This is a genomic window from Moraxella sp. I5G (assembly GCF_055193055.1).
The window spans coordinates 16,651-43,446 of sequence record NZ_JBUXLH010000017.1 but is presented as its reverse complement, the minus strand read 5'-3'; the positions used below and the strand labels follow the sequence as shown (position 1 = coordinate 43,446).

The following is a 26,796-nucleotide window of genomic DNA, read 5'->3' as shown; positions in this document are numbered from 1 at the left end:
TTTTAATTTTTTTTATCAAAAATAAAAAAAATAATAACAATCAATTAGTTATCTAGTAAGATTTAATCCCTATTTATTGACATAAAAGTAGTTTATAGATGGTAACTGTAGTACAATGGTTATCATTATAAAATTTCAATTAATGGGAGTACATGATGGCTGATGAAAATTTAAATGAGCGCATTTTAGTCGTTGATGATGATGTCCGTTTGCGTACTTTATTACAGCGTTTTTTGGAAGAAGATGGATTTGTTGTGCGCGTGGCTCATGATGGTAAGCAAATGGATAAGCTGATGCAACGTGAAATGTTTTCACTGATTGTGTTGGATTTAATGCTGCCTGATGAAGATGGTATTGCTATTTGCAAAAGACTGCGCGCCAGTAATTCAGAAATTCCTATTATTATGCTGACTGCCAAAGGTTCGGATGCTGACCGAATCGCTGGATTTGAAGCGGGTGCTGATGACTATCTACCCAAACCCTTTAATCCCAAAGAACTATTAGTGCGCATCAAAGCTGTACTGCGTCGTCAAAATCGCGAATTGCCAGGTGCACCAACACAACAAATGGAAGTGGTAGAGTTTGGCTCTTGGACCTTAGATTTATCCACCAGAACTTTAAAACGAGATGGCAATGTTGTTACCTTAACAACAGGTGAATTTTCTGTTTTAAAAGCACTGGTCCAGCATCCAAGAGAGCCTTTGACGCGTGATAAACTAATGAATCTAGCGCGTGGTCGTGAGTGGGGGGCAATGGAGCGTTCCATTGATGTGCAAGTATCCCGACTTCGCAGACTTATTGAAGATAATCCCTCCCAAGCTCGTTATATACAAACCGTTTGGGGGGTTGGTTACTGTTTTGTACCCGATGGCGCTGCTGATTAATTAAATTTCAATACAATAAACCCTGTGTAAACAGGGTTTGGTGCTTGTTGTCATCTTTGTTATTTTAAAGATTACCATCTTTTAGTGATTACTAAAACTATCGAGATAAAATTGCCACTTCTTTAACATAGCTTTTAAAATCCAACAGACTTTCTTGGAGTAGTTCATTATCTTGCAGATGTTTTGCGTATTCAATCCATAATAATAATTGATATAAACTATTGTATTCACTGGCTTTATATTGTTTTATAAATAATTTTAACGTATTGTCATCTGATAAATTTAGCCTCGTTATCCAAGTTTCAATTTTTGCTCGTTGATTGACATCAAACAGTAGTTCAAACAATGCATCAATTAACTCATGACGATTTTCCTCAAGAATCAGTTTGCCAACACGTTTAATTTGACGGTTTTTTGCAGCCGCTGTTTTTATCTGTGATAAATGTTTAAGTTCATCCAAAAAAAAATCGCTCACTGGTAGGTTTTCTAATTGTTTTTTATTTAAATTTGCCAGCGGTTCAGATAATGCCTGTAGTCTATCGTATGATTTTTTAATTTCCGTGCGTGATACTCGCATATCTATTTTTGACCAATCAATATTCATCTTTGACCTTATTTATTTACCAATGTTTTTGCTCTCTGTGATTGACAGCAATAAGCATACTTTCTGGCAACTTATTTTCTAATAATTGAGCTATTTTTTGCGTGATATAGACTGAACGATGTTTGCCGCCTGTACAACCAATCGCTACAGTAACACTGTAACGATTATTATTTAAAAAATGTGGCAACCATTTGATTAAAAATGCTGAAATATCTTCTGCCATCTCATCTACTTCTGGATAATTAGCAAAAAACCTTCTAACCTCATTATCCAATCCTGTTTTGATACGTAAATTCTCTTGCCAATGGGGATTTGGCAATATTCGCATATCAAAAATAAAATCTGCATCGATGGGTGAGCCATATTTAAAACCAAATGATAAGATGTTCAAAGTGATTTGATTTTTTACACCCAAATGCTGGCGGATTTTTTCTTTTAATTCATGAATATTTAAATTACTGGTATCTATTTTAATATCAGCATAACTAGAAATGGGTTTTAACAGCTCAATTTCTTTAGTCAAAGCGTCAGACAAATCATTTACCATAGACATCAAAGGGTGAACACGTCTGGTTGCAGCAAAACGAGAAACCAAAATACCTAATTGTGCGGTAACGTATAATATCTTGACTGATTGTTGATATTTATTTGTCAAATCATTATAAACATTTGGAAATGTTGAAAGGTCAGCTTTTGCAGTTCGAACATCAACACCCAAAGCAACTTTTTTAATATTATCACCAATCAATTCATCAACAGCATTATTAATCAAAGATAAAGGTAAATTATCAATAACATAATAACCAAAATCTTCCAAAATATTTAGTGCAGCTGTTTTTCCAGAACCTGAACGACCCGATACAATAATAATTGAAACTTCTTTATTCACTAATAACAACCTCTTGATTATCTAAAAGCCGAGTTTTACCCAGATAGGCTGCAACTAAAATAACTAGTTTTTTATCATTATCATTTGGTGTTTTTAATTTATCAGTTAATATTTCCAAATAATCAACAACAAATCCACTTTGATTTATTTTTTCTTTGTATTTGTCAGTTAAATCAGATAAATTATCCAATGAAAATCCATTGATTATTTCTTGGGAAAGCGCATTTAATGATTGGTTTAATATTGGAGCAATTTTTCTTTGTTCATCTGTTAAATAACCATTTCTAGATGATAATGCCAAACCATCATCTGCACGAACAATCTCCCCATCAACAATTTGAATACCAAAGTTTAATTCTTGATTTAATTGTTTGATAATTGCTAACTGTTGATAATCTTTTTTACCAAAAACAGCTACATCGGGTTTAACGATATTAAACAATTTACTCACAACCAGCCCCACTCCATCAAAATGGGTTGGACGGGTTTTTCCACACAATATCTTAGTAATATCTCCACTTAATACTTGAATATTGGGCGGATAAACAGGGTAAATTTCATCAATATTGGGTGCAAAAATGTAATCACAATTGACCTGGATTAATTTTTGCAAATCTTGGTCTAATGTTCTAGGATAACTATCAAAATCCTCACCAACCCCAAATTGAGTTGGATTAACAAAAATACTGACTACCACAATATCAGCATGATTTTTGGCGATATTTACCAAAGATACATGTCCATCGTGCAAATTACCCATCGTTGGCACCAAAGCGATTGTTTGCTGACGATGATTGTTTAAAACGCTTTGAAGTTCGTTGATTGTATGAAAAATACGCATAAATTTAGTAGACTGTATCAATTTTAATAAAAAGTATGTCCATGAGCTGGGAAGCTAGCGGTTTTAACCGCTTGATGATAAGCCGAAAATGCGCCCAGAATATCTGAAGTTTGATTGCTTGCGTCAGTTAGGAAATTTTTAACAAATTTAGCAGGCTTACGAGTATAGACTCCAAGCATATCGTGCATCACTAAAACCTGCCCATCGGTCTCCACGCCTGCACCAATACCAATCACAGGCACATTAAAGGTTTGAGTGACCGTTTTTGCCAAATCAAAAGGAACACATTCTAATAAAATCATTGCTGCTCCTGAATCAGTCAAGATACGACAATCTTCTAATAATTTATCTGCGGCTTCTTGATTTTTGCCTTGTACTTTATAACCACCAAAAATATTAACTGACTGCGGAGTTAATCCCAAATGCACACAGCTTGGAACACCATGATTTGCCAGTGTTTCAACAGTACTGGCAAGATTGCGACCGCCTTCAATTTTTATCATGTTCGCTCCTGCTTGCATGACTTTTTGAGTGCTTAAAATCGCATCATTAGATGTTGCATAACTCATAAAAGGCAAATCACACATAATCAACGCATGACTGTTTGAACGAGCAATATTAGCAGTGTGATACGCCATATCTTCTACGGTAACAGGCAACGTAGAAGCATGACCTTGAACTACCATACCCAAACTATCGCCAACCAAAATGACATCAATATCTGCTTTTTGCATCAAGTGAGCAAAACTTGCATCATAACAGGTTAGGCAAGAAAATTTTTCGTTTTGAGCTTTGTATTTTAATAAGGTGGATAAAGTAATTGGTTTTTTAGGTTCTGAAGAATAACTCATTGATTACCTTAGTTTTAATATTATTTATTGTGTATTATTTATCCAACAGACAATGTTCTTCTGTCTGTTTGATGCTTTGCTGCAAAAAATTTTTTAATAAAGTAGCAAAATTCTCATCCTGCTGAGATGCCGCCTCTAGACGTTTTTGCAAATGGTTTTCTGCCTCAATGCGCTCTAACTCAGCCAAAAGCTTGTTAATTTGCTGCTCTTCAAGACGCCGCTGACAAAATGCTTGAAAATCTATGCGTTCAATTACCCATTTATATTCAAAACTGGCATTAGAGTCAATTTTTGGCGTATCGTGCACAGCAATAATTTGTACAATCTTAAGCGTTTGTTGAGCATGAACCACCACATAATCGCCAACAGCTAGCCCGCTGTCTAATTCGGCTTTAAAGGTGTAATGTGGCTGATTGATTGGGTGCGTTGTTTTGCCGTTTATAATATCATCAACATCAATATGGTCATTAAAAACCACATCAACTGTGATAAAAGGTTTTTGTAATAAATGTGCTGTCTGCATAATCATTCCATCAAAACTCTAAAAGTGTCAAACCTGCATTATCTTGGGCAGCGGGTAATTCGGATAATTTTTGACCATCAACAATCAAATCTGGTGTTAAAGTTAGCAAAGGAATCAATACAAAATTTCGTTCAAAAAGCCCAAGATGAGGCACAATTAAACGCTCATGATGTATGTTTTGATTGCCATAAAGTAAAACATCCACATCTAAACTGCGTTCACCCCAATGGCGAAGCCGAACCCGTCCTGCAGTTTGTTCCAAATCCTGACAAAAGTACAACAACTCCAGCGGTGATAATGTTGTTTTGGCAAATAAAACAGCATTAATAAAATCAGGCTGGTCAGTTACTCCAAAAGGTGTTGACTGATATAAAGCAGACAACTTTGCTTGGTCAAAAAACGTTGAATTTTTAATGCAATCATATGCCATCAAAATATGTTCTTTTGGCGTACCCAATTCATTGGTGATGTTTCCACCAAGTCCCAAATAAATATCAGTCATTATTCTTTTGCCTTTGGTTTGGCATTTGATTTTTTACGCCCTTTCTTGCTTTTGGATTTTTTAGACTTGTTAAAATCCTTATTCGCTATCTCGTTTTTTACTGCAGATTTTTTACGCTTCTTTTTGGCGGATTTTTCTTTTTTAGGATGATTTTTATCCATTTTTTCCTTTGCCAATTCTTGCTGCTCTAAAACAGACTGCTCAGATGATGGTGTACGCCTTCTATATCGTTGACTAGGAATAAATGGTTCTTCACTTAAATTTAATAATCGTAAAAAATCTGCTTCCGTATAGGTAATTTTAGCAAATTGTGGCAACAAAACTTCTTCTTGCTTGGTGCTTACTGTGATTTGTTTTTTACTATTTTCAGTTTTTTGTGCAACTGGCAATGATTTTTGGGGATTTTTACCATCGGTTTCTTGATAAGTTTGCCACCAAACCCCCATACCATTTGTTGGTTCAGATAAAACGCAATCATCGTACGATTCTCGCATTAGCAAAAAGTCAAAAGCGGCACGAAATTTATTATGATTAACTAAATTATGAATGTCTTTTTGGCGAGGATTGGTCAATTTAGGTTGCAAAAGCCAAATGCCTGCAATAAATTCCTCTGCAAATTTAGGAATGGCAGTTTTTTGGCGCTGAGCAGTCATGATTTTACTAATCGCCTTACTTTGAGCGTCATAAAATGGCAAACCTTTTTTCTTAAAACCTACCAATGCCGTTAGGTAATTTCCCCAAAGCAGTACCGCGTAAAAAAATGCTGGATTTGCTCCCAGATTATTGGCGACACGTTTATCCGTATTGTTAGCAGCTGCACCCATAAGCGCAGTTGGTGCCGATGGCGGGGCAGCCATGATATGGTGAATCGCTCCATATTTAAACAACAAAGGTAACAACGTGGTTAAATAGCCGCCACCAAACATTTTTTGAGTTTCATCATACAAACGGTGAGTGGATACCTGTTCTAATAAATTCCAGTTTGCCTGATTAAATTGAACCGCCAGTGATTTATGAAAATCAAACCCCAGTTTTGCTTTGAATCGCAATGCTCTTAAAAGACGTACAGGGTCTTCTTCAATGCGTACTTTAGCATCGCCAAGTAAGGTTAGTTTTTTTTGGCGAATATCGTCAATTGCCCCACAAAAATCCAGAACCACATCATCAATAGGGTCATAATATAAAGCATTGATGGAAAAATCACGCCGTGCAAAATCTTCTTCAATCGTACCCCAGACATTATCACGAGTAATCATACCATCATCTGTGGTAAATGTATCGTCTTTTGGTGGCGCTCTAAATGTTGCCACCTCAATCATATCCTTACCTGAATACACATGGGCAAGCTGAAAACGACGACCAATAATTCGGCAACGACCACCAAAAATTGCTTTAATTTCATGTGGGCGGGCATCGGTTACTGCATCAAAATCTTTTGGCGCCAAACCCAGCAAACCATCACGCACACCACCGCCAACGATATAGGCGTAGAATCCTGAACGTTTTAATGTTGCAACTACTTCAATAATACTGTGAGGTAGCATGCGTTTGTCCAGTCCTAAATCTTTGGCAGCATAAACGCTTGCTTGTACAGAATGGCGTTTTTTAGAGATTTTTGTTGCTTTTGCTGGCTTACGTTTTGCCATGACATTTCTCAAATAATATATAAAACTTTTATTTTACCTGTTATCCCAAAAAAAATCTAATAAACCGTAAGTCTATGACGATTTTTTTCCAAAGTTTTCTCACCGATGCCTTTAACTTTTGTTAGGTCATCAACAGATGAAAAATTACCAAACATTTGACGATAATCCACAATTGCTTGAGCAGTTTTTGCGCCCACGCCCTTTAATGTGGCAAACTCGCCTGCAGTTGCAGTATTGATATTGATTTTCTGATTGTTTGAAGCTTGCTGATTTTCTGCAGCCAATATCGCTTGATAGGCTGACTTAGCATCTGGATAACATATTTGAGCAAAACTTAATACTGGCGACAATATCAGCCAAAGATACAAAAGCTTATGGGTGATTTTTATCATATTTTTTAGCTTGTTCCCAATAAACATCCATTTGCTCAAGTGTGCTTTGCTCAAAAGTTTTTCCAGACTGGTTAATTTTTTCTTCTACATAAGCAAAACGGCGGCGGAATTTGGCAATAGTATCTTGCAATGCCATTTCACCATCCACACTCAAATGTCTTGCAACATTAACTAAAGCAAACAAACAATCACCCAGTTCATCACTGATTTTTTGTTTTTGTTCATTGGTTAGTTTATCAGTTTTATGGCAAAATGATGAATCAGGTAAAACTGCTTTTAATTCTGCGATTTCTTCATCCAATTTAACCAAAACACCTTCTAAATTTTGCCAATCAAAATTGACTTCGCTAGCCTTTTTTTGCAGATTTTGTGCTTGAGTTAGTGCTGTACCTGCTTTTACATCAGACAATAACCGTTTAGGTTTATGTTGATTTTCAAAGGCTTTAATTTCATCCCAGCGTTTTTTAACATCTTCATCAGTTTTGAGGTTTTCTGCATCAAAAACATGTGGATGCCTGCGGATTAGTTTTTCTTGTAACGCATAAATGACTTCACCAATATCAAATCGTTCTTGCTCTTGGTATAAATGTGCATGAAAAATAACCTGCAACAACACATCGCCAAGCTCGCCTTTGATTTCACTGGTTGCAAATGCTGTATTGTCGTCATTTTTGACCGCCTCTACAAGCTCAAAAACCTCTTCAACAGCATACTTTAACAAACTGTCATTAGTTTGTTTTTTATCCCAAGGGCACTTGGCGCGTAAAATTGCCATTAATTGCAATAAATCTTGAAAATCATTTGTTGGTTTTGGGCAGTTTGTCATAATCATTCATCGCAATAAAAACCATTGCCAATTATATCATGACAATGGTTTTTTATGGGAATTTCGTCTTTCTTTGGCTGTATTTACTTATTGAGCCAAATCAGCAAACAACGCGGTAGATAAATAACGTTCGCCCGATGATGGAATAATCACCACAATCAATTTACCTTCATTTTCAGGACGTTTTGCCACTTCCAAAGCCGACCAAACCGCAGCACCTGCACTAATGCCTACTAAAATTCCTTCTTGTTTTGCCATCGCTTTGGCGGTATCAAAAGCATTTTCGGTGGTTACGGTGATGACTTCATCATAAATTTGGGTATTTAAAATACTTGGCACAAAACCTGGCGCTAATCCTTGCAGTTTATGTGCGCCTTTTTCGCCGCCACTAAATACAGGGGAGTCTGCAGGTTCTACCGCAATCATTTTGACGTCTGATTTTTTAGCTTTTAATACTTCTCCAATACCAGTAATTGTGCCACCTGTGCCAATACCTGCCACCACCATATCCACATGACCATCCGTATCACGCCAAATTTCTTGGGCGGTGGTTTGACGGTGGATTTCTGGGTTGGCAAGATTATCAAATTGACGTGGCATAAAATAACCACCTTGTTCTGCCAGTTCATTAGCTTTGGCAATTGCTCCGCCCATACCTTCAGAAGCTGGCGTTAAAACAAGTTCTGCACCATAAGCACGTAGTAAAGCACGACGTTCTAGACTCATGCTTTCTGGCATGGTAATCACCAGTTTATAACCACGAGCCGCACACACCATCGCAAGTCCAATACCTATGTTTCCTGAAGTGGCTTCAACAATGACGGTATCTTTAGTGATTATTCCTGATTTTTGAGCATCATCAATCATCGCCAAAGCAATGCGGTCTTTGACTGAACTGGCTGGGTTAAAGTATTCAAGTTTAGCAACCACACGAGCTTTGACACCATCTGTTAAGTGATTTAATTCAACCAGTGGCGTATTACCAATCAAATCAGTAATGTTTTTTGCAATATTCATATCTTTACTCTTTTATCAAGTGATAATTGTTACTGTTTGAATTAGCATAACAAATTTTTTAGGCTTTTTATAGTTTTATCACACCAAACAACTATGCTAAATTTTGGTGTTTTTATTCTGTTTTAGCATAACATATTCGAACAAAATTAACCCAATTGCTATTAAGTCATCATCATTTTATAACAATTGTCATCTTAATCATCTGGTAAAGTTTCTGTAAATTTGCTAAACTTTTGCCATTATTTAACATCAAGAGAGCCTAATATGAAAACCTTTTCCCCAATAACCATTGATTGTTTTAAAGCCTATGATATTCGTGGCGAACTTGGGGTTAATCTTGATGAAACCATTGCTTACCGTATTGGGCGCGCATTTGCCCAAATTTTACTTAGTCAAACCAGCCACACCAATCCTGCCATTGTAATTGGCTGCGATATTCGCCCAAGCAGTCAGCAGCTCAAATTATCCGCTATTGATGGCATAATTGATGCTGGTGTTGATGTGATTGATTTGGGTATGACTGGTACAGAGGAAGTCTATTTTGCTACCAGTTATTATGATGCCATCGGTGGTATCGAAGTGACTGCAAGTCATAACCCAATCAATTATAATGGCATGAAATTAGTACGTGAAAACTCCAAACCCATCAGTGCCGATTCTGGACTAGCCGACATTCAAAAGCTTGCCCAAAGTGGTGATTTTACTGAGCATCAGCAAGGCAAAGTCACTGTAAATACTGACAAAACAGCTTACATTGATAAACTGATGAGTTTTATTAATTTGGATAATTTGACGCCAAAAACGTTGGTGATTAATAGTGGTAATGGTTCGGCAGGTCCGGTTGTTGATGAACTACAAAAACGCTTCAAAGATGCCAATGCGCCTATTGAATTTATTAATCTTCATCATACGCCCGATGGCTCATTTCCAAATGGCATTCCAAATCCAATGATTATTGCCAATCAAAAAAGTACATCCGACGCTGTTATCAAGCATCGAGCTGATATTGGCATAGCTTTTGATGGCGATTTTGACCGCTGTTTTTTATTTGATGAAACCGGACGATTCATTGAAGGTTCTTATATTGTGGGTTTGCTTGCTGAATCATTTTTAAAAAAATACCCCAATGAGCAAATCGTCTATGACCCTCGAGTGATTTATAACACCCAAAATATCATTGATAAAAATCACGGCATTAAACAAATCAGCAAGTCTGGGCACTCGTTTATCAAAGACGTCATGCGAAAAACAGGTGCAGTTTATGGCGGTGAAATGTCTGCCCATCACTATTTTAGGGATTTTTTCTTTTGTGATAGCGGCATGATTGTTTGGCTTTTGGTTATTGAATTATTATCGGTTACCAAAAAAACTTTATCAGAACTTGTCAATGATTATATTAAAGAATTCCCAAGCTCTGGAGAATTAAATTTTAAATTAGCTGGTATTCAGGCTGATGATCTTAAAACCGCATTAGAGGCACATTATCAAAATCAAAATTTTACCAAAGACGCCCTAGATGGCTTAAGTTTGGATTTTGGTCATTGGCGATTTAATTTACGTTCATCAAATACCGAACCTTTGATTCGCTTAAATATTGAAACTCGTGGTGATGATTTATTATTACAAGACAAAATAAATGAAATTACCAGTTTTTTAATTCGCCATCAAGCAATAATGGCATAAGTTCTACAAAATAATTATCTAGAGATTAGTTATGAAAAAATTGATGATGTTGGGTTTTTTGACATGCCCCTTATTAGCTCATGCTTACGTCTTACCTATTTGTGAATCTGATACTTTTAGCCAAACCATCAAACAAAAATATGACAGTATAGATTGTGGCAGTCATCATGGCTTATTTATTACTGAAAACACCAAAAATTTGTTGGGGGCAATTGATAACAAAGGCAAAATCATTATTGATAATCAATATGAACAAATAGACGTTCAAGATAATTACCCTTATTTTTATATACAAAAAAATAACTTATGGGGAGTTGCTGATAATAAAGGCAAAATCTTGATTCCACCCATATATACCCAGATTCAACCTTATCATGAAAATACAGGGGTGTTTGTTGTTGAAAAACACGGTAAATGGGGGATTGTCAATCAACATAATCAAATTGTTCAGGATTTTAATTACAGCCGAATAGATGCGTTTTCTGATGGCTTGGCATCAGCTTGCAAAAATAACCAATGTGGCTATTTAGATAAAAATGGAAAAACCGTTATTAATTTTATCTACCAAGATGCCTACCATTTTAATAAAAATTATGACTTAGCTTTGGTAAAAAATAATACAAGTTATCAATTTATTAATAAACAAAATAAAGCGATTTTATCTTTTAATTACAAAGATAATATTATTCCAGATCAAAATATTATCAATAGTTTTATTACTGTCAATTTTTATGATAAAAAATCCAATAATGAATACTTTGGACTGTACAACACTCATGGAAAAATAATTTTATCACCTATTTATGAATATATTTATTATGATAAGGAAAAATTGCCAATTATTGTCAAAAAAGATGGTAAATATGGATTATATAATAAAAACGGCAAAAAACTCTTAGATGAAAAATACACTTTTATTGATTCTTACAATTGCGGAGTTGCCCAAATTATTCAAACCATTGGCGGTCAAGAACAAATTGGTTATATTGATATTCATGGTAAATTTGTTATTGATTTTAACCAAAAACCGCAATTAATAAAAACATCCGATGCTTTAGCGTATCTAAAAATAAATTCCAAAGATAAATCATGCCAAGAGATTACTTCAGAACCAATGATAGAAATCTTTAATGATTAAATTTAATAAGATAATATATTTAAATATTTTATGATGAAAAATAAATTACAGTTTAGTGTACTAAAATGGCTGATTGTATTACTGGTAATGGCAATGGTTTTATTTGCTACTTTGGTGCATCAAACTGCTTTTGCCAAAACAGATAAAAATGCCCATACTCTTACTATTAATAAAGGCGATACTTATTATTCAGTTTTGGCAGGAAAAGAACTTTGGCGAAATTCTCCTTTGAGTTTACAGCCTATCGCCCGTCTATATCTTAAATTTCACGCCAAAGGCTCATTACACCAAGGAGTTTACCGCATTCCTGCTGGCGCCAGTTTAAAAGAAGTAGTTGAAATTTTAGGCAAAGGCGCTGAAGTTGCTATGGTAAAAGTGCAAATCATAGAAGGAAAAACAGTCAAAGATTTATACAATACCCTTAAAAATACCGATGGCATCAATCTGCAAATCCTAACTCCAAAAAATGATAACTACACATGGGCTGATGTTGCTATAGACAATAAAGCAGTTAGTGAGTCTTTAGGCATTCAATCGCCTAATGGTAATTTAGAAGGCTATTTTGCACCTGATACTTATTTTTTTGCACAAGGCACATCGGATAAAGTGATTTTGCAGCGACTTTATGACACTCAAAAAAATATTTTAAATCAAGCATGGCAAAATCGTGCTGAAAACTTGCCCTATCAAACACCTTATGAAGCGTTGATTATGGCAAGTATTATTGAAAAAGAAACGGGCATCAAATCAGAAAGAAACGACGTATCAGCAGTATTTGTCAATCGCTTCACCAAAAAAATGCGTCTACAAACTGACCCAACCATCATTTATGGACTGTTTGACCGTTATGATGGCAAAATTTACAAAAGCAATATTGCAGAACGCACCGATTACAACACCTATCAAATTGATGGTTTGCCGCCGACACCAATTGCCCTACCATCTGCCGAAGCAATCCAAGCCGCCTTACATCCAAGCGATGTGGATTATTTGTATTTTGTAGCAACAGGTAAAGGCGGGCATAAATTTAGCAAAACACTTGCTGAACACGAACAAGCTGTTGGCGAATATCGCGCAATTAAAGCTCAAAATAAATCTGACTCCACCCAATAAGGAAATCTCCATGTCAGCAAAATTTATCACCTTTGAAGGTACCGAAGGCGTTGGAAAAACTACCGCGATTGACCGTTTGTGTGAAAAACTAAGCCAAGAAAATATTTCTTTTATTCGCACTCGTGAACCTGGCGGTAGCGAGTTTGCTGAAAGTTGCCGCAAAATTTTACTGGATAATAAAGCTGATATGACCATTGATAGTGAGCTTTTACTAGTCTTTAGTGCTCGTGCTGACCACTTACATAAGGTCATTTTACCCGCTCTAGCTCAAAACACATGGGTAATTTGTGACCGATTTATTGATAGTACGATTGCCTATCAAGGTTTTGGCGGTTATCATGGTGATAAAAAACAATTAAATATTATTGATTTTTTGATTCAAAACTTTGTTCCGCGCTTACCAGATATGACATTTTGGTTGGATTTAGACCCAAAAATCGGATTAATGCGCGCAAAACAACGCGGTAAAGCTGACAGAATGGAACAAAATGATGAGGCGTTTTTTCATCGAGTCTATCAAGGATTTTGCCAGCAATATCAAAATGACAACAAAAGAATTATTCGCATTGACGCCCATCGAACTCCAGAAAAAATAACTGAGGATATTTGGCAGCGGCTTAAAGTTGGCAGTGGGTCAAACTAATGTTTACAATAATATATTATTTTATTAAATTAAAATTTGTTATTTTGAGTCATCATTTTTTTAATATTTTATAAATAATCTATTATATGATTGACAACTTTAGGAATTTATTATAAATAATAAGGCATTGATAATATTATTATAGTTACTCAATAATCATGATAAAAAAAGACTGATACAATTATCAGTCTTAATTTTATAAAATAAATTCAAAATTAATATTAGTTATTATTTTCCGCCAAGACAGTACTAAAAATTTCACTTAAAATTTTTACATCATTGACTCTGGCATAATTAAGACGCGTTACAAAAGCCAATTTGCGATGTGGTCCTTTTTCCGCTAATGGCACAACCATCACATTATCGCCTGCGATTTGGTCAATAGCAATCTCAGGCACAAGTGTTGTGCCCATACCCGCCAATGCCATCTGAATAATGGTATTTAAGCTGGCATCTGAAAAACCAGACTTAATTTGCTCTTTACTCATAGAACAAATGGATAACACTTGGTCAGTCAAACAATGTCCTTCACCCAGAAGCAGTAAATTAGTCTTAGACAGCTGACTGCTTGTAATATGGTCTAAACGCGCCAAATCACTGCCTTTAGGAAATACAGCAAAAAAATCTTCTGCCCAAAATTCAAAAACATGTAAGCCCTCCACTACATAAGGCAAAGCAATAATTGCCGTGTCAATATGCCCATAACGCACCAAATCGAGCAATCGTTCGGTTTGCTTCTCAACTACTGTCATCTCAAAGGTTGGATATTTATCAGTCAAAGCAGGTAAAACTTTAGGTAGCAAATAAGGAGCAATCGTTGGAATAATGCCAATGGTCATTGGATACGCAAGTGGTGTTTGATGGCTATGCGCCATCGTAATCAAATCTTGAATTTCGCTAAAAATCGTTTGAGCCCTTTGTAGTAGCTGCTCACCAATTGGTGTGATTAATACCTGCTTATTATTACGTTCAAAAATTTGGGTATCCAGCTGTTTTTCAAGTTCAGCAATCCCCAAAGATAAAGCGGATTGGGAAATACTACATTCTTCAGCAGCACGTTTAAAATGCTTATGCTTGGCAACCGCTAAAGCAAACTCTAACTGACGTAATGTAATCATTTTATTTCTCCGCATTTAATTTAACTTTTCTATTGTACACCTAAGTTTAATAAAACAAAACAGTACATTTAAAAGTTTTAACTTGGCTGTTGGTAGTTTTTTGTTATTATAGTGACACGCTTTAGCGTTTTTCTCCTTGGATAACTTTTTAAATAAAAGGTGTATTATGACTGCAATTATCAATCAACACATTCCAGAATTTAGCACAGAAGCCTTTGTTAATGGTGAATTTAAAACCATTACTAGCGCAGATGTAAAAGGCAAATGGGCAATTTTTATGTTCTATCCACATGATTTTACATTTGTTTGCCCAACTGAACTTGAAGATATGGCAGACCATTACGAAGAGCTAAAAGGCTTGGGCGTTGAGGTTTATGCTGTTTCTACAGACACTCATTTTGTACACAAAGCATGGCATGATGCTTCACCTGCCATCAGTAAAGTGCAATATCCAATGCTTGGCGACGGTACAGGTGCTATCACTCGCGGTTTTAATGTCATGATTGAAGGTCAGCACGCTGCTCTTCGTGGTACTTTCTTAGTTGACCCAGACGGCTTGATTAAAGTTGCTGAAATCCACGATTTGGGTATTGGTCGTTCTGCTAAAGACATGATTCGTAAAGTAAAAGCTGCCCAATACGTACGCGAAAATGATGGTGAGGTTTGCCCTGCTGCTTGGGAAGCTGGTCAAGAAACTCTAAAACCAAGTCTAGATTTGGTTGGCAAAATCTAAACCGTTACCACTTCACTGACAAAAACTGCTCTTTTGGGGCAGTTTTTATTTTGCAAAACAATTTTTTGTATTATGATATTTTTTATTTTACCAAGGTAATATCATGAATCTTTTAAAAACTTTATTAGTTATTGGAATTTGTAGCGCTTTTTTGAGTGCTTGTGAAAAACCCAAACAAATACAATCTAAAAAAACCCAAGAACATTCAACCGTTTTGCCAACCACTGAAAATCAAAATTCCAATAACGATATCAAATCACAATCACCCACACTATTTTTATGGGTAAAAGGGATTAAATTTGCGGTTAATGGCATGATTAATAGCAGTCAAAAAATCAACGATAGTCAAAAATCATGCCTGGAAGATGAAAACAATATAGAAAATTACTTACAAGAGGGCAGATTGTCACTGACCAAAGCGATGGGGGAAGATGGTTTAAAAATTGCTGATGACTTTTATCGCACACCTGAAGGTCAAAAGGTCATTCAAATTACCGAACAGCAGCTTTTAAAATTACAAAACAAGCCCGCAGGCGAACCCATTACTTTAACTGATGAAGAAGAAAAGAAAATTGATGAATTTTTGCAAAGTGACGTTGCCAAAAAGGCAGAAACCAATGTACAAAAAATAGATTCTAAAGAAATGCAGGTTATCTTTGAAAAACTAATCAAGCTAGAAAAACAGCGCTGTAATATTTAAATACGATAATTAACATATTGATAAATTAGATTTTTTTATAAAATATAATTAAATTTTTAAAATCACTGGCAAGATGTTTCATACTGGGTTACAATCAGTAATTTAAGGAGTAATCATGAAACCCTCTGCCACCTATACTATGCACGCCACACAGCGTATGCACGAACGGGGCATCACGCAAGCACATACGCAAATTGTATTAAAATATGGTGAAATCAATTGCGATTCTTATGTCTTAAACCAAAAAAACACTCAAAAAACCATTCATGATTTACAAAAAAACTGCCGAAAAGCAACACCATCCCAACAAGCATCATTGCAGCACGATTTAAAAATTTTAAAACAAATTTTGGATAAAGGCGGGGTGGTTGTCGTGGAATACAATAATGCTGTGCTTACTTGTTATAATTTTAACAGCCATAAACGACGTAAAAATTATCATCGCTAATCAAATCAAGTAACTGGATTTTATTTTTGAAATACTTTATCTTTTAAAAAATATGGTAATATCAACTGACATTACCATATTTTCATTTGGATTAGAAACTTTTTATCATTCGCCCGCTTCAAAACGCAAACCAGATGTTTTAATTGCCCAAATAAGCTCAACAAATGCTCGATTATTGGTCAGTGGCTCGCCATCCAAAATAAGCACATAACCACCACCATCAATCCACAAAAATACAAAGCTAGTTTTTGGCATTAATAAATCAATTTGTCCAAAAAAAGAAATTGCCTGCTCTTTGATGACCCAACCGCGCTGCTGTTGACGATTTAAAAAATCAAAAAAATCCGCAGCTGCCACACTTAATGTATCTGCTTCTTCTTGGGTATAACCAATACGCGCCAAACAAAAACCTTCATTTGAGCCAATGGCGGCACGTCTTGAGCCAGATAAACTAGCAACTACATAAGGTAAAAATTTATCTAATGGCAGATTGGGTGCAGATAATGGTGTATCCATAAATTCAATCCAACCATTGCCCGCAAAATCTTCCAACCATTCACGATAATATTTATTTGTCCAAGATGATACTTGAATACAAACCTTACCCGAAATAATTTCTTGTAATGATTTTTGCTGCTCATTGGGTTTGATTGGAGCAAATGCCTCAAACACGCCAGCAGGTGTTAAAATAATATAAGAGTCATCGGTAAAATGTATATGCATGAAGCCAATCCCAAAAATTAAAAACGTCCCTGCTCACGGTTTTATCGTAATGTTTACAAGACAACAATAAATAAAGTGTAAAAATTAACCAGAAATCATATAAACTAGCGAACGAACTAAAGTTTGCATTTGTTCACGTTCACGAGCATCAACCATAGTAACGTTAGCAGCGACCCCTTTTTGAACTAAAAAGTCCGATAATCTTTGATGTAAATCCCAAGGGGCATTTTCGGCATGTGTTACTCCAACCACCAAAGCACTGCCTTTAATTAGAGGTTGAAAACTTTCCAAATAATAAGCCAAATCATCAACAGGGTCTTGTTCTTCAGCGTTCAATAACAACACCAAACCTAAAGCATTTTCACTTAAGATTTCCCACATAAAATCAAAGCGACGCTGTCCTGGAGTACCGTATAAACGGACTTGTTCGCCACTATCTAAAATCATTACCCCATAATCCATGGCAACGGTGGTGGTTTTTTTCATTTTACCAACACCATCAGATGCGATTTCTTCGGTGGTTACAACGCCTTTATCTGATAATGAGCGGATTGCTTGGGTTTTTCCTGCGCCTACCGGTCCTGCAATAATGAGTTTGTAGGTGCCTGCACCGATTTCTAAATCTGACATAAATGCTCCAACGATTGAGTTATATAATGGGGCGTACAAAATGTACAAAATGAATCAAATCAGCTCAATTATTTAAAACAATTGCAGCTATCTAGTTTGTTTTTATTATTATGCCTATTTATGCTGAATTGATTACCAAAACTTACATTGTTAATTTATTTAATAAACGCTGAAAAAATCCAACCTTGGCTGCCTTGTTTACACCCGCATTTTTTTGGGTCATGCGTCCAGATGGTTTCTCATCATCTAAGCCCATAGTACCAATCACACTTTCATCAGCAATTTTGGCAAGATTAGCCAATAAAAAAATACGATGAATGGTTTCAGGCTTAATTTCACTAAACAAAGTATGTAAATTTTTAATGGTTTTTGGCGTGGATAAACAAGACGCCAGGACTGCCTGCACATAACTGGGTGTGCCTGCTATATCAGCAAAATTGGGCATAAATTTCAGCTTTAGTTGCAAATTATGTGCCATTGTTTGAATTTCATCCGGCAAAATCGCTTCATAAATTTGCCATAGTAATGTGCTTAAGATGTATTTTTTAGCACCCGCCTGCTCCATCTTTCTTACTTGGCTTAAACTTTCACTGACGTTTAATATTTCAATTGTAATGGAATTTGCAAATTCTGGATGACTTTTGGCAACAGTAAAATAATCCAACACTCGAGCGATATTGGTACTAACCGCTAAATTGTTTTTTGGGTCAATCAACACATCGTAACGACTGGTTTTTAAAATAAAAGGCGTATTTTGATAAAACAGTTTACTAAATTCTTTAATCATGGGTAGCGTATAAACCAACGAAAAATGTTCCTTTAGCATATGTTGTAATGCATTTTGCACGGGGCTATTAGGCAGTGCCAACAAATCGTTGTGTGATAGTGGCTGTCTGAGTACAGATTTATCTTCTTCGGTAACCTTGGGGGTAATGATGGGTTTTTCTATAATTGTATCTGGCTTATCTATCTGAATTTCATTTTTTGGGATAACAACAAAATGTTTGGCTTTTTCTATTAAGTTTTGCAAAACTGGTAAGATGGTATCCTTGGTGTAAGGCGACTGTAAATAAAGAAAATTGCCATGCATACCCAATACTTCTTCCCAAATATTGATGGTTGTACGCGTGGTTAATAATGCTGGACGACCTGATACATACTCCATAATCATCTGGCTATGTTGATGCTGATATGACAGCATGCCCACTCCACCAAGATTAATGATAAAACCTCGAGCCTCTTTATGTTTATTGGGAATTTCTGGCAGAACAAACTTTAAATCACTGGTTAAACCACGGTCAATATGAATACAATTAACATCTTTAAAATGTTGTTGAATTAAAAAACTCAAAAGATTAGCGTTTTGTTCAGAAAAGCCCACAAGCAGTAATTTCATCAAGGATTTCCTTTGTTTAGATAATTGATGGATGGTTTGTTGACAACCACATCAAAATTAGTAATTTTTAAGACGACAGTTTTAAAAATAACAAGTTTAACAATGTATTCAATACATAAATTGCAAAACTCTATCTCTATTGATTTATAAGGTTTCTAAAGTATTGCGACAGGCCATCCATCGATCATCAAATACCCAATCTTCCTTATTTAAGCGAAACCAAACCATCATAAATGCCATACGATCAGCACAAGCAATGCAATGCTCCAAAAAGTCATTTTCCATTTGTCCTAGAGCTTGATTTTTGTCATCACGCGCTTTTAATAATGTAATGATGATGTTGTCAGCAACATACCAAGCATTATCACTGCTAGTACGCAGTTTGTGAGCTGGTACGTCCATGGATGGTGTAACCAAAACACTCCAACGAGTAGCCAAATGACTGATTGACCAGATATAAGATTTTTTGTGCACACAGTTTAAGAAGGCTTGATAAATTGTCGCAGGTAAGCGTTCTTTGGCTTCATCTAAAATCTCTTTACCCAAAAAAGGCACATCATACCAACAACCATAAAAATAATCCGCCAAAGCGCCTTGTAAAGGTTCATTTTCAAAAAAATTTAAGGCTGTGCGAATGCGTTCTTTGTGATAGGCAGCTAAATTTGGGGCGATGATAATTCGTCGAGACATGCGGCGATATTGTTCGCGTACAGCCGCCGAAGTTCTTTGTAATTCACTCATATGCCACCTTTAAACAGTAATCATTCTTTTATATTTTTATATTATTTTAAAAAAAGTTAATAATCGGTTTCATAAAATACAGCAAAAATGCAGTGTAAAAAATGCAGTAAAAACAGGTGTTAACATAAAACAGGTTTTTATGGGTGCATAAAAAGCATTGGGCAAACTTACCCAATGCCAAATATGCCATTTTATTTATTTAAACAGGCTATTTTAAAATGAATTCATGATAAATTCAAGTCTAATCAATAAGTTATCAGTTGGCGGATTGCCAGTTTGCACTTTTTTGGCGTTTTAATAAATCCTTTAACCGCTAACCATTAGCTTAATAATGTATCCATCAAATCAATCATAAATTCAGCTTCTTCTTCACTAACCGCTTCAAAACCATTAGGCATGCCAAGTTCTGCCAAAACTGCTTGACCATCAGCATCATTTTTTAGGTTTAATAAGACATCACGAACTGCATCAGCCTCACCAAAGCTATCTTTAACCAAAAGTACATGGGTGATATCCGCCAAATCACTTTCGATTAACACATTTAATTGCATGCGAGTTAAGTTAGACAAAGAATGGAAAATCTCAGCGATAAAAAATGCAGCATCAACATTGCCTTGAGCAACTTGTTTAGCAGCGGCTTGATAGGTTTCAGTAATTTCAAAGGTTACGTCGTTTTCAGTCAAATCGACAGCTTCAAGCAAACGTAAACCAATCAATTTTACATCGCGGTTATCAGCCATAGCAATTTTTGCACCGGGCTTTAGGTCAGACAATTGTTTAATATCGCCTTTAGCAGAAGATACAATAACCATTTCATCTGATTTGCCAACAGGACGAGCAATTGCTTTATAGCCTTTTTCACGAATCAATTCAGCAGCATCAAAAGGATTGGCATAAACCAAATCAATATCACCTTTGGCAATCATCAAAGACTGCTCAGAAGACGATGCTGGAGTTTCTAAATGCACGGCCAAATTTGAGCGTTTTTGTAGCAAGGTATTTAAAGTATACCAACCACTAAAAAGATTTGGTGGAAAATCAGGGGCAATCACAAAACGATGAGACATAATTTAGTTTCCTTTTAGGGCGGCATATTGCTGACTGGCAGCTTCAATTTTTGTACGCGATGGTTTACGACGTACAGAAGTATAGCCTACTACTTCACCACGACGTACATTAGGTACAACCGTTGCATACACCCAATAGTGTCCGCCATCCTTACATAGATTTTTTACATAGCCATGCCATTTTTTGCCAGCTTTAACGGTTTCCCATAAATCTTTAAACGCTTCAGCAGGCATGTCAGGATGGCGTAAGATATGATGCGGCATACCAATTAGCTCATCTTTTTCATAACCGCTAATTTCCACAAAAGCATCATTAGCATGTGTTAAAATACCATTTAAATCAGTGCTTGAAACAATCAATTTTCCATCTGGGTAAGGGTGTTCAACCCCAGTATCATAAACAGTACGAGTAGTGCCATCGTAAAAAGTTAGTGTGTGTTCTGTGCAATCGCCAGCAGGTCTTTGCATATCGGGTAATTGTGTCATGACAATCATTCCTATATTTTGCTATTTTATGTGTCAAAAACACAAAATCTTAAATGACCAACTTTGTGTTTTTGAGCATTATCAATTAAAGAAGTTTTGATAGAGCTTCTGATGCACGTTTGATATCCAAGAAAATCAAACCCAGTTTAGCATTGGATTTGGCAAGTACTGTCAATACTGCCTCAGAACCGGCTGAAGTCATAATAACGTAGCCTTTTTCGCCTTGAACCAAAACGCGGTCTGTGCTACCACGACCAAGTTCGCTACCGGCGCGGTCACCCAAAGAAAGTAGAGCGGCACTCATCGCACCCACACGGTCTTCGTCAATCCCTGATGGCAAGGCTGATGCAATCATCAAACCATCTGTAGAAATCAGGGCTGACGCTTCTACGTCTGCTGATGAGCTATTTAAATCTTCCAAGATTTGTTGGAACATATCGGTACGCATAAATTCACCTTATGATTAGTGTTGTAAAAACTTATTAAACAATAAGCAAGTTAGTCAAATATAGGACTTTGCCTAACAGAATTGATTGAGTTGTTTTTGGTGGGCAGAACATCTTACAATCAGTCTAAAAAATCATGAGCAAGATTTATGCCAAATTTATAAGAAAATAAATCCATTTAAGATTTTTAAGACAAACTGCTTATTTGTTAGGATAAGTGCTACAAGAAAAAATAATAACATAAAATCATGATGATGCCGGAACGGTACTGTAGATTTTTGTAAACGCATCATGTTAAATCTTAGAAACCAATTTGCCAAAAATAGAATAATAAACAAGCCAAGCAATGATTGGTAAAAAATGCTAAAATAGCCAATTCATCACAACATAAAAAGACAACCACCATGACCACCAACGAAGAATTATTTACCAGTGCCAAACGCCATATTCCTGGCGGTGTCAATTCCCCCGTACGTGCTTTTGCAGGTGTTGGCGGAACGCCTATTTTTATCAGCCGTGCCAAAGACTCAAAAATGTACGATACAAACGGTCGAGCATATATTGATTATGTGGGGTCATGGGGTCCAATGATTTTGGGGCACGCTCACGACAAAGTTATTGACGCGGTCAAAAAAGCGGCTGATGATGGTTTGTCCTTTGGGGCACCAACATCCTTTGAAACCACAATGGCAGACTTAATTTGTGAGATTGTGCCTAGCATTGATTTGATTCGCATGGTAAGCTCTGGTACTGAGGCAACCATGAGCGCCATTCGCTTAGCTCGTGGTTATACAGGACGTGATAAAATAGTTAAGTTTGAGGGCTGTTATCACGGTCATTCAGACAGTCTTTTGGTTAAGGCAGGTTCTGGTATGCTTGACATTGGCGAACCAACATCAAAAGGCGTACCTGCCGATTTTGCCAAGCACACCATAACTTTACCCTATAATGATATCGACGCATTAAAAACCTGTTTTGCAAAGTTTGGTGAAGAGCTTGCCTGTGTTATTGTTGAACCCATCGCTGGCAATATGAACATGGTCATTCCAAGCCAAGAATTTCATCAAACTTTGCGCACCCTTTGTGATGAATACAAAACAGTGCTGATTTTTGATGAAGTAATGACAGGTTTTCGCGTGGGTTTAAAGGGGGCTCAAGCGCATTTTAACATCACGCCCGACTTAACAACCTTTGGTAAAATCATTGGCGCAGGTCTTCCTGTTGGGGCGTTTGGTGGCAAACGTGAAATTATGGAACACATTGCCCCTTTAGGTGGCGTATATCAGGCAGGCACATTATCTGGAAACCCTTTGGCAATGCGAGCTGGCAAAGTCATGTTTGAAGAGCTTATCAAATCTGATTTTTATGAAAAATTAACACAAAAAACCACCAAATTAACAACAGGATTACAAAATTTGGCAAATAAACATGGTGTGGATTTTGCAACCTGTCATGTTGGCGGCATGTTTGGACTGCATTTTGCTAAAACTGCTCCAAAAAACTTTACTGAAGTAAGTTTATCTAACAGCCAAAAATACGCCAAATTTTTTCATGGCATGTTAGAACAAGGTATTTATCTAGCGCCATCTGCCTTTGAAGCAGCATTTATGTCAATTGCTCACAGTGATGATGATATTGATGAAACGCTTTTAGCGGCAGATAAGGTGTTTGGGTCGCTTTGATAAACATCTGTCTTTATGACAAATTTACTTGATTTTGATAAATTGGCAATTATATAAAGACAACACAAAATAAAGGTGATGAAGATTCGCCTTTATTTATAACAATAGATGAAGGTGCTTTATCTTTCTTGCAGATTATTTAAAAGATATCAGGTAGCACATTGATTGTGTTGTTTAAGATTTATATTTTATAAACAATAAATTTGTAAAAAATTATTTGGTAAAAAAAATTATTTGGTAAAAAAGTTATGCTAACAAAAATCATCAGCAGTGTTATTGGCACAAAAAATGAGCGTGAATTAAAACGCATGAGAAAAATCGTTGAAAAAATCAACGCTTACGAACCTAGCATTTCTGCTTTGTCAGATGAAGAATTACGCCAAAAAACCCAAAGTTTTAAAGAACGTTATCAAGCAGGCGAGAGTTTGGATAAAATCTTACCAGAAGCCTTTGCGGTATGTCGTGAAGCCTCCAAGCGCGTTAATGGCATGCGTCATTATGATGTGCAATTAATTGGTGGAATTACCCTACATGAAGGCAAAATCGCTGAGATGAAAACAGGGGAAGGCAAAACTTTGATGGCAACGCTTGCCATTTATCTGAATGCTTTGAGTGGCAAAGGCGTTCATGTGGTTACAGTCAATGATTATCTGGCAACTCGTGATGCTGAATTAAACCGTTCTTTATTTGATTTTTTAGGGCTGACCGTTGGAGTAATTTATAGCCAACAGCCAGGATATGAAAAATTTGATGCTTATCGAGCCGATATTACCTACGGTACAAATAACGAATACGGCTTTGATTATCTAAGAGATAATATGGTATTTAGTATGGATGAGAAAAAACAGCGTCCGCTTAATTACTGTATTATTGATGAAATTGACAGTATCTTGATTGATGAAGCACGTACGCCACTCATCATCTCTGGAGCAACTGAGGACTCAGCCCATTTATACACACTCATTGACACCATCATTCCACGACTGGTGCGTTCTAAAGACGAAGAATTAAACAAAGAAAACAAAGAAGGCGACTTTTGGATTGATGAAAAAAACCGTGCCATTGAAATCAGTGAAAAAGGCTATGAAAAGATTGAAAAATTTTTAATAGAAGTTGGTGAGCTTGGAGAAAAAGAAAGTCTATATTCGCCTGCACGCCTGCCCTTACTTGCTCATGTTCAAGCAGCAATCAGGGCCCATCATCTTTTTATCAAAAACATCCATTATATTGTAGATGATGAAGGCGAAGTGGTTATCGTGGATGAAAACACTGGTCGAACCATGCCAGGTCGTCGCTGGAGTGATGGATTGCACCAAGCAGTAGAAGCCAAAGAAAAGGTTGAGATTCAAGCCGAAAACCAAACCATGGCAACCACCACGTTTCAAAATTATTTCCGTTTATATGACAAATTGTCAGGCATGACGGGTACAGCTGACACTGAAGCGGTGGAATTTAAATCCACATACAATCTTGATGTTGTCATCATTCCAACGCACAGACCAATTGCTCGTTTGGATTTAAACGACCAAATCTTTTTAACCAAATTGGGTAAATATAAAGGCATCATTCGTGAAATTCGTGAAATTACCGCCAAAGGCGCGCCGGTTTTAGTAGGAACAGCGACCATTGAAGCTTCCGAAGAATTGTCATTTTTATTAGACCAAGAAGGCATTGCTCATAACGTTTTAAACGCCAAACAACACGAGCGAGAAGCTGAAATCATCGCTCAAGCAGGCAGACCTGCAACCGTTACCATCGCCACCAACATGGCAGGACGTGGGACCGATATTATCTTGGGAGGTAATTGGCAGGCAAGCATTGAAAACCTGAATGAACTATCAGCCGAAGAACGTAAAGCCTTAGAAGCAGATTGGCAAATCAAAAATGAACAAGTCAAAAAAGCAGGCGGGCTACACATCATTGGTTCAGAGCGTCATGAATCGCGCCGTATTGACAACCAATTACGTGGACGCGCGGGGCGACAAGGCGACCCTGGATACTCTCGCTTTTTCCTATCATTAGAAGACGATTTGATGCGGATTTTTGCAGGCGACCGTGTTGTTAATATGATGAAAGCAATGGGCTTAAAAGATGATGAAGCCATTGAACACAAAATGGTATCTCGTTCAATTGAAAACGCCCAAAGCAAGGTAGAAGCTCGCGATTTTGATGCCCGTAAAAGTCTATTAAAATACGATGATGTTGCCAACGAACAACGTAAAGTAATTTATTCACAGCGCGATGATTTGCTTGGTCAAGCGGATTTGTTTGATGACATCAAGGCAATGCACCATGAGGTTTATACCGCACTAATCAATCAATTTGTACCGCCCGGCTCGGTGGATGACCAATGGAATATCGATGGTTTGGAAGATGAGATTGAAGAAGCATTTCGCTACTATATGCCAATCAACGACTGGCTTGATGCTGACAGACGCTTGGATGAAGAAGGATTGCGCAAAAAAATCATTGATACTGCCATTGCTCATTATGAAGAAAAACGCGCCCAAATGGGTGAAGAAAATGCCATGCGTTTAGAGCGCGACTTTATGCTGCGTAATCTTGACCGTCATTGGAAAGAACATTTAACTCAAATGGATCATTTGCGTAAAGGCATCCATCTACGCGGTTATGCCCAAAAAAATCCAGAACAAGAGTATAAGCGAGAGTCGTTTGAACTGTTTCGTTCCATGCTTGGGGCTATTAAATCAGACGTGGTGCAAGATTTAGCGCGAGTTCACATTCCAACTGCTGAAGAAATTGCACAAATGGAAGAAGCTCGTCGTTTGGAAGCTGAGCAGATTCGCATGCGTTTTGAACATTCAGGCAGTGATGACGATAATCAAAATTTAGAACAGCCCAAAAGTGCAGCTGCTGTACAGCACATTACCCTAAATTTAGGCAACACAGCCAATGCCCAAAAATCAGCGGATATTTTACCAGAAGCATTGCCAGAGGATGTGGAAATTCCGAGCAATATTAGCCGTAATGCCCCCTGTCCTTGTGGTTCTGGATTAAAATACAAACAATGTCATGGCAAACTGGTTTAATGTATTAATAGATTTTTATTTTAC

28 protein-coding genes are annotated in these 26,796 nt (G+C 36.6%); 10 read left to right on the top strand and 18 right to left on the bottom strand.

All coding sequences use genetic code 11. The features are described from left to right. Window positions 1-155: 155 nt before the first annotated feature. On the top strand, window positions 156-884 hold the full coding sequence (ompR, locus tag ACZBKJ_RS09020; RefSeq protein ID WP_463200727.1) for an osmolarity response regulator transcription factor OmpR: 729 nt from the start codon (window positions 156-158) through the stop codon (window positions 882-884). A gap of 97 nt (window positions 885-981) precedes the next feature. On the opposite strand, the gene yjgA is transcribed toward ompR, so the two are convergent. The 10 genes from yjgA to cysK all read right to left on the bottom strand — a co-directional run bounded on the left by yjgA (window position 982) and on the right by cysK (window position 8,975). After that, on the bottom strand, window positions 982-1,488 hold the full coding sequence (gene yjgA, locus ACZBKJ_RS09015) for a ribosome biogenesis factor YjgA (RefSeq protein WP_463200726.1): 507 nt from the start codon (window positions 1,486-1,488) through the stop codon (window positions 982-984). A gap of 16 nt (window positions 1,489-1,504) precedes the next feature. Continuing rightward, a complete protein-coding gene (gene rapZ, locus ACZBKJ_RS09010; protein ID WP_463200725.1) occupies window positions 1,505-2,377 on the bottom strand; it encodes an RNase adapter RapZ in 873 nt (290 codons plus the stop codon). Further along, window positions 2,370-3,218, bottom strand: a complete 849-nt coding sequence (gene panC, locus ACZBKJ_RS09005) for a pantoate--beta-alanine ligase (protein WP_463200724.1) — start codon at window positions 3,216-3,218, stop codon at window positions 2,370-2,372. The genes rapZ and panC overlap by 8 nt, the downstream gene beginning before the upstream one ends. A gap of 23 nt (window positions 3,219-3,241) precedes the next feature. Continuing rightward, entirely contained in the window at window positions 3,242-4,069 is an 828-nt protein-coding gene (panB, locus tag ACZBKJ_RS09000) for a 3-methyl-2-oxobutanoate hydroxymethyltransferase (protein ID WP_463200723.1), read from the bottom strand. 34 nt (window positions 4,070-4,103) lie between these two features. Continuing rightward, window positions 4,104-4,592, bottom strand: coding sequence for a hypothetical protein (locus ACZBKJ_RS08995; RefSeq protein WP_463200722.1), 489 nt, complete (start codon window positions 4,590-4,592; stop codon window positions 4,104-4,106). A 10-nt stretch (window positions 4,593-4,602) separates the two neighbouring features. Then, window positions 4,603-5,094: a 2-amino-4-hydroxy-6-hydroxymethyldihydropteridine diphosphokinase gene (gene folK / locus ACZBKJ_RS08990; protein WP_463200721.1), complete on the bottom strand. Its 492-nt coding sequence runs from the start codon at window positions 5,092-5,094 to the stop codon at window positions 4,603-4,605. Continuing rightward, window positions 5,094-6,740 (bottom strand): polynucleotide adenylyltransferase PcnB, encoded by a 1,647-nt coding sequence (gene pcnB / locus ACZBKJ_RS08985; protein WP_463200720.1) that lies wholly within the window; start codon window positions 6,738-6,740, stop codon window positions 5,094-5,096. The genes folK and pcnB overlap by 1 nt, the downstream gene beginning before the upstream one ends. Before the next feature lie 56 nt (window positions 6,741-6,796). Then, a complete protein-coding gene (locus tag ACZBKJ_RS08980) occupies window positions 6,797-7,132 on the bottom strand; it encodes a ComEA family DNA-binding protein (protein ID WP_463200719.1) in 336 nt (111 codons plus the stop codon). Beyond that, window positions 7,113-7,958, bottom strand: a complete 846-nt coding sequence (gene mazG / locus ACZBKJ_RS08975) for a nucleoside triphosphate pyrophosphohydrolase (RefSeq protein WP_463200718.1) — start codon at window positions 7,956-7,958, stop codon at window positions 7,113-7,115. The genes ACZBKJ_RS08980 and mazG overlap by 20 nt, the downstream gene beginning before the upstream one ends. An 87-nt stretch (window positions 7,959-8,045) precedes the next feature. Further along, window positions 8,046-8,975 (bottom strand): cysteine synthase A, encoded by a 930-nt coding sequence (gene cysK, locus ACZBKJ_RS08970; protein ID WP_463200717.1) that lies wholly within the window; start codon window positions 8,973-8,975, stop codon window positions 8,046-8,048. A 264-nt stretch (window positions 8,976-9,239) separates the two neighbouring features. On the opposite strand from cysK, the gene ACZBKJ_RS08965 reads away from it, so the two are divergent. The 4 genes from ACZBKJ_RS08965 to tmk are packed head-to-tail and all read left to right on the top strand — an operon-like array spanning window position 9,240 to window position 13,552. Continuing rightward, window positions 9,240-10,658 (top strand): phosphohexomutase domain-containing protein, encoded by a 1,419-nt coding sequence (locus ACZBKJ_RS08965; RefSeq protein WP_463200716.1) that lies wholly within the window; start codon window positions 9,240-9,242, stop codon window positions 10,656-10,658. Between the two features lie 31 nt (window positions 10,659-10,689). Beyond that, on the top strand, window positions 10,690-11,796 hold the full coding sequence (locus ACZBKJ_RS08960) for a WG repeat-containing protein (RefSeq protein WP_463200715.1): 1,107 nt from the start codon (window positions 10,690-10,692) through the stop codon (window positions 11,794-11,796). A 30-nt stretch (window positions 11,797-11,826) separates the two neighbouring features. Next, complete coding sequence (mltG, locus tag ACZBKJ_RS08955; protein WP_463200714.1) at window positions 11,827-12,909, top strand: endolytic transglycosylase MltG; 1,083 nt, start codon at window positions 11,827-11,829, stop codon at window positions 12,907-12,909. 10 nt (window positions 12,910-12,919) lie between these two features. Continuing rightward, a complete protein-coding gene (gene tmk, locus ACZBKJ_RS08950; RefSeq protein ID WP_463200713.1) occupies window positions 12,920-13,552 on the top strand; it encodes a dTMP kinase in 633 nt (210 codons plus the stop codon). A 221-nt stretch (window positions 13,553-13,773) separates the two neighbouring features. Here tmk and ACZBKJ_RS08945 read toward each other — a convergent pair whose 3' ends face one another. Further along, window positions 13,774-14,670 (bottom strand): hydrogen peroxide-inducible genes activator, encoded by an 897-nt coding sequence (locus ACZBKJ_RS08945; RefSeq protein ID WP_463200712.1) that lies wholly within the window; start codon window positions 14,668-14,670, stop codon window positions 13,774-13,776. 166 nt (window positions 14,671-14,836) lie between these two features. Here ACZBKJ_RS08945 and ahpC point away from each other — a divergent pair, with 166 nt between their 5' ends. The 3 genes from ahpC to ACZBKJ_RS08930 all read left to right on the top strand — a co-directional run bounded on the left by ahpC (window position 14,837) and on the right by ACZBKJ_RS08930 (window position 16,551). Continuing rightward, window positions 14,837-15,403 carry an alkyl hydroperoxide reductase subunit C gene (gene ahpC / locus ACZBKJ_RS08940; RefSeq protein WP_463200711.1) on the top strand — a complete coding sequence of 189 codons (567 nt, stop codon included), beginning with the start codon at window positions 14,837-14,839 and terminating at the stop codon, window positions 15,401-15,403. 103 nt (window positions 15,404-15,506) lie between these two features. Next, window positions 15,507-16,103, top strand: a complete 597-nt coding sequence (locus ACZBKJ_RS08935) for a hypothetical protein (protein WP_463200710.1) — start codon at window positions 15,507-15,509, stop codon at window positions 16,101-16,103. Window positions 16,104-16,218: 115 nt separating this feature from the next. Next, on the top strand, window positions 16,219-16,551 hold the full coding sequence (locus tag ACZBKJ_RS08930; protein ID WP_463200709.1) for a DUF4258 domain-containing protein: 333 nt from the start codon (window positions 16,219-16,221) through the stop codon (window positions 16,549-16,551). A 105-nt stretch (window positions 16,552-16,656) separates the two neighbouring features. On the opposite strand, the gene ACZBKJ_RS08925 is transcribed toward ACZBKJ_RS08930, so the two are convergent. The 7 genes from ACZBKJ_RS08925 to ACZBKJ_RS08895 form a co-directional block, all read right to left on the bottom strand. Continuing rightward, the gene (locus ACZBKJ_RS08925; protein ID WP_463200708.1) at window positions 16,657-17,274 is read right to left on the bottom strand and encodes a hypothetical protein; all 618 of its coding nucleotides are present in this window, start codon (window positions 17,272-17,274) and stop codon (window positions 16,657-16,659) included. Window positions 17,275-17,358: 84 nt separating this feature from the next. Beyond that, entirely contained in the window at window positions 17,359-17,904 is a 546-nt protein-coding gene (locus tag ACZBKJ_RS08920; protein ID WP_463200707.1) for a GTP-binding protein, read from the bottom strand. Between the two features lie 142 nt (window positions 17,905-18,046). After that, window positions 18,047-19,300, bottom strand: coding sequence for a hypothetical protein (locus ACZBKJ_RS08915; protein ID WP_463200706.1), 1,254 nt, complete (start codon window positions 19,298-19,300; stop codon window positions 18,047-18,049). 144 nt (window positions 19,301-19,444) lie between these two features. Continuing rightward, window positions 19,445-20,041 (bottom strand): hypothetical protein, encoded by a 597-nt coding sequence (locus ACZBKJ_RS08910; protein WP_463200705.1) that lies wholly within the window; start codon window positions 20,039-20,041, stop codon window positions 19,445-19,447. 320 nt (window positions 20,042-20,361) lie between these two features. Further along, entirely contained in the window at window positions 20,362-21,108 is a 747-nt protein-coding gene (locus ACZBKJ_RS08905; protein ID WP_463200704.1) for a PhnD/SsuA/transferrin family substrate-binding protein, read from the bottom strand. A 3-nt stretch (window positions 21,109-21,111) separates the two neighbouring features. Continuing rightward, entirely contained in the window at window positions 21,112-21,594 is a 483-nt protein-coding gene (locus ACZBKJ_RS08900; RefSeq protein ID WP_463200703.1) for a PAS domain-containing protein, read from the bottom strand. Window positions 21,595-21,679: 85 nt separating this feature from the next. Beyond that, window positions 21,680-22,042, bottom strand: a complete 363-nt coding sequence (locus ACZBKJ_RS08895) for a roadblock/LC7 domain-containing protein (protein WP_463200701.1) — start codon at window positions 22,040-22,042, stop codon at window positions 21,680-21,682. A gap of 402 nt (window positions 22,043-22,444) precedes the next feature. On the opposite strand from ACZBKJ_RS08895, the gene hemL reads away from it, so the two are divergent. Both hemL and secA read left to right on the top strand, forming a co-directional pair. Continuing rightward, the gene (gene hemL, locus ACZBKJ_RS08890) at window positions 22,445-23,722 is read left to right on the top strand and encodes a glutamate-1-semialdehyde 2,1-aminomutase (RefSeq protein ID WP_463200700.1); all 1,278 of its coding nucleotides are present in this window, start codon (window positions 22,445-22,447) and stop codon (window positions 23,720-23,722) included. A 248-nt stretch (window positions 23,723-23,970) separates the two neighbouring features. Continuing rightward, window positions 23,971-26,772, top strand: a complete 2,802-nt coding sequence (gene secA / locus ACZBKJ_RS08885; RefSeq protein ID WP_463200699.1) for a preprotein translocase subunit SecA — start codon at window positions 23,971-23,973, stop codon at window positions 26,770-26,772. The last annotated feature ends 24 nt before the right edge of the window (window positions 26,773-26,796 follow it).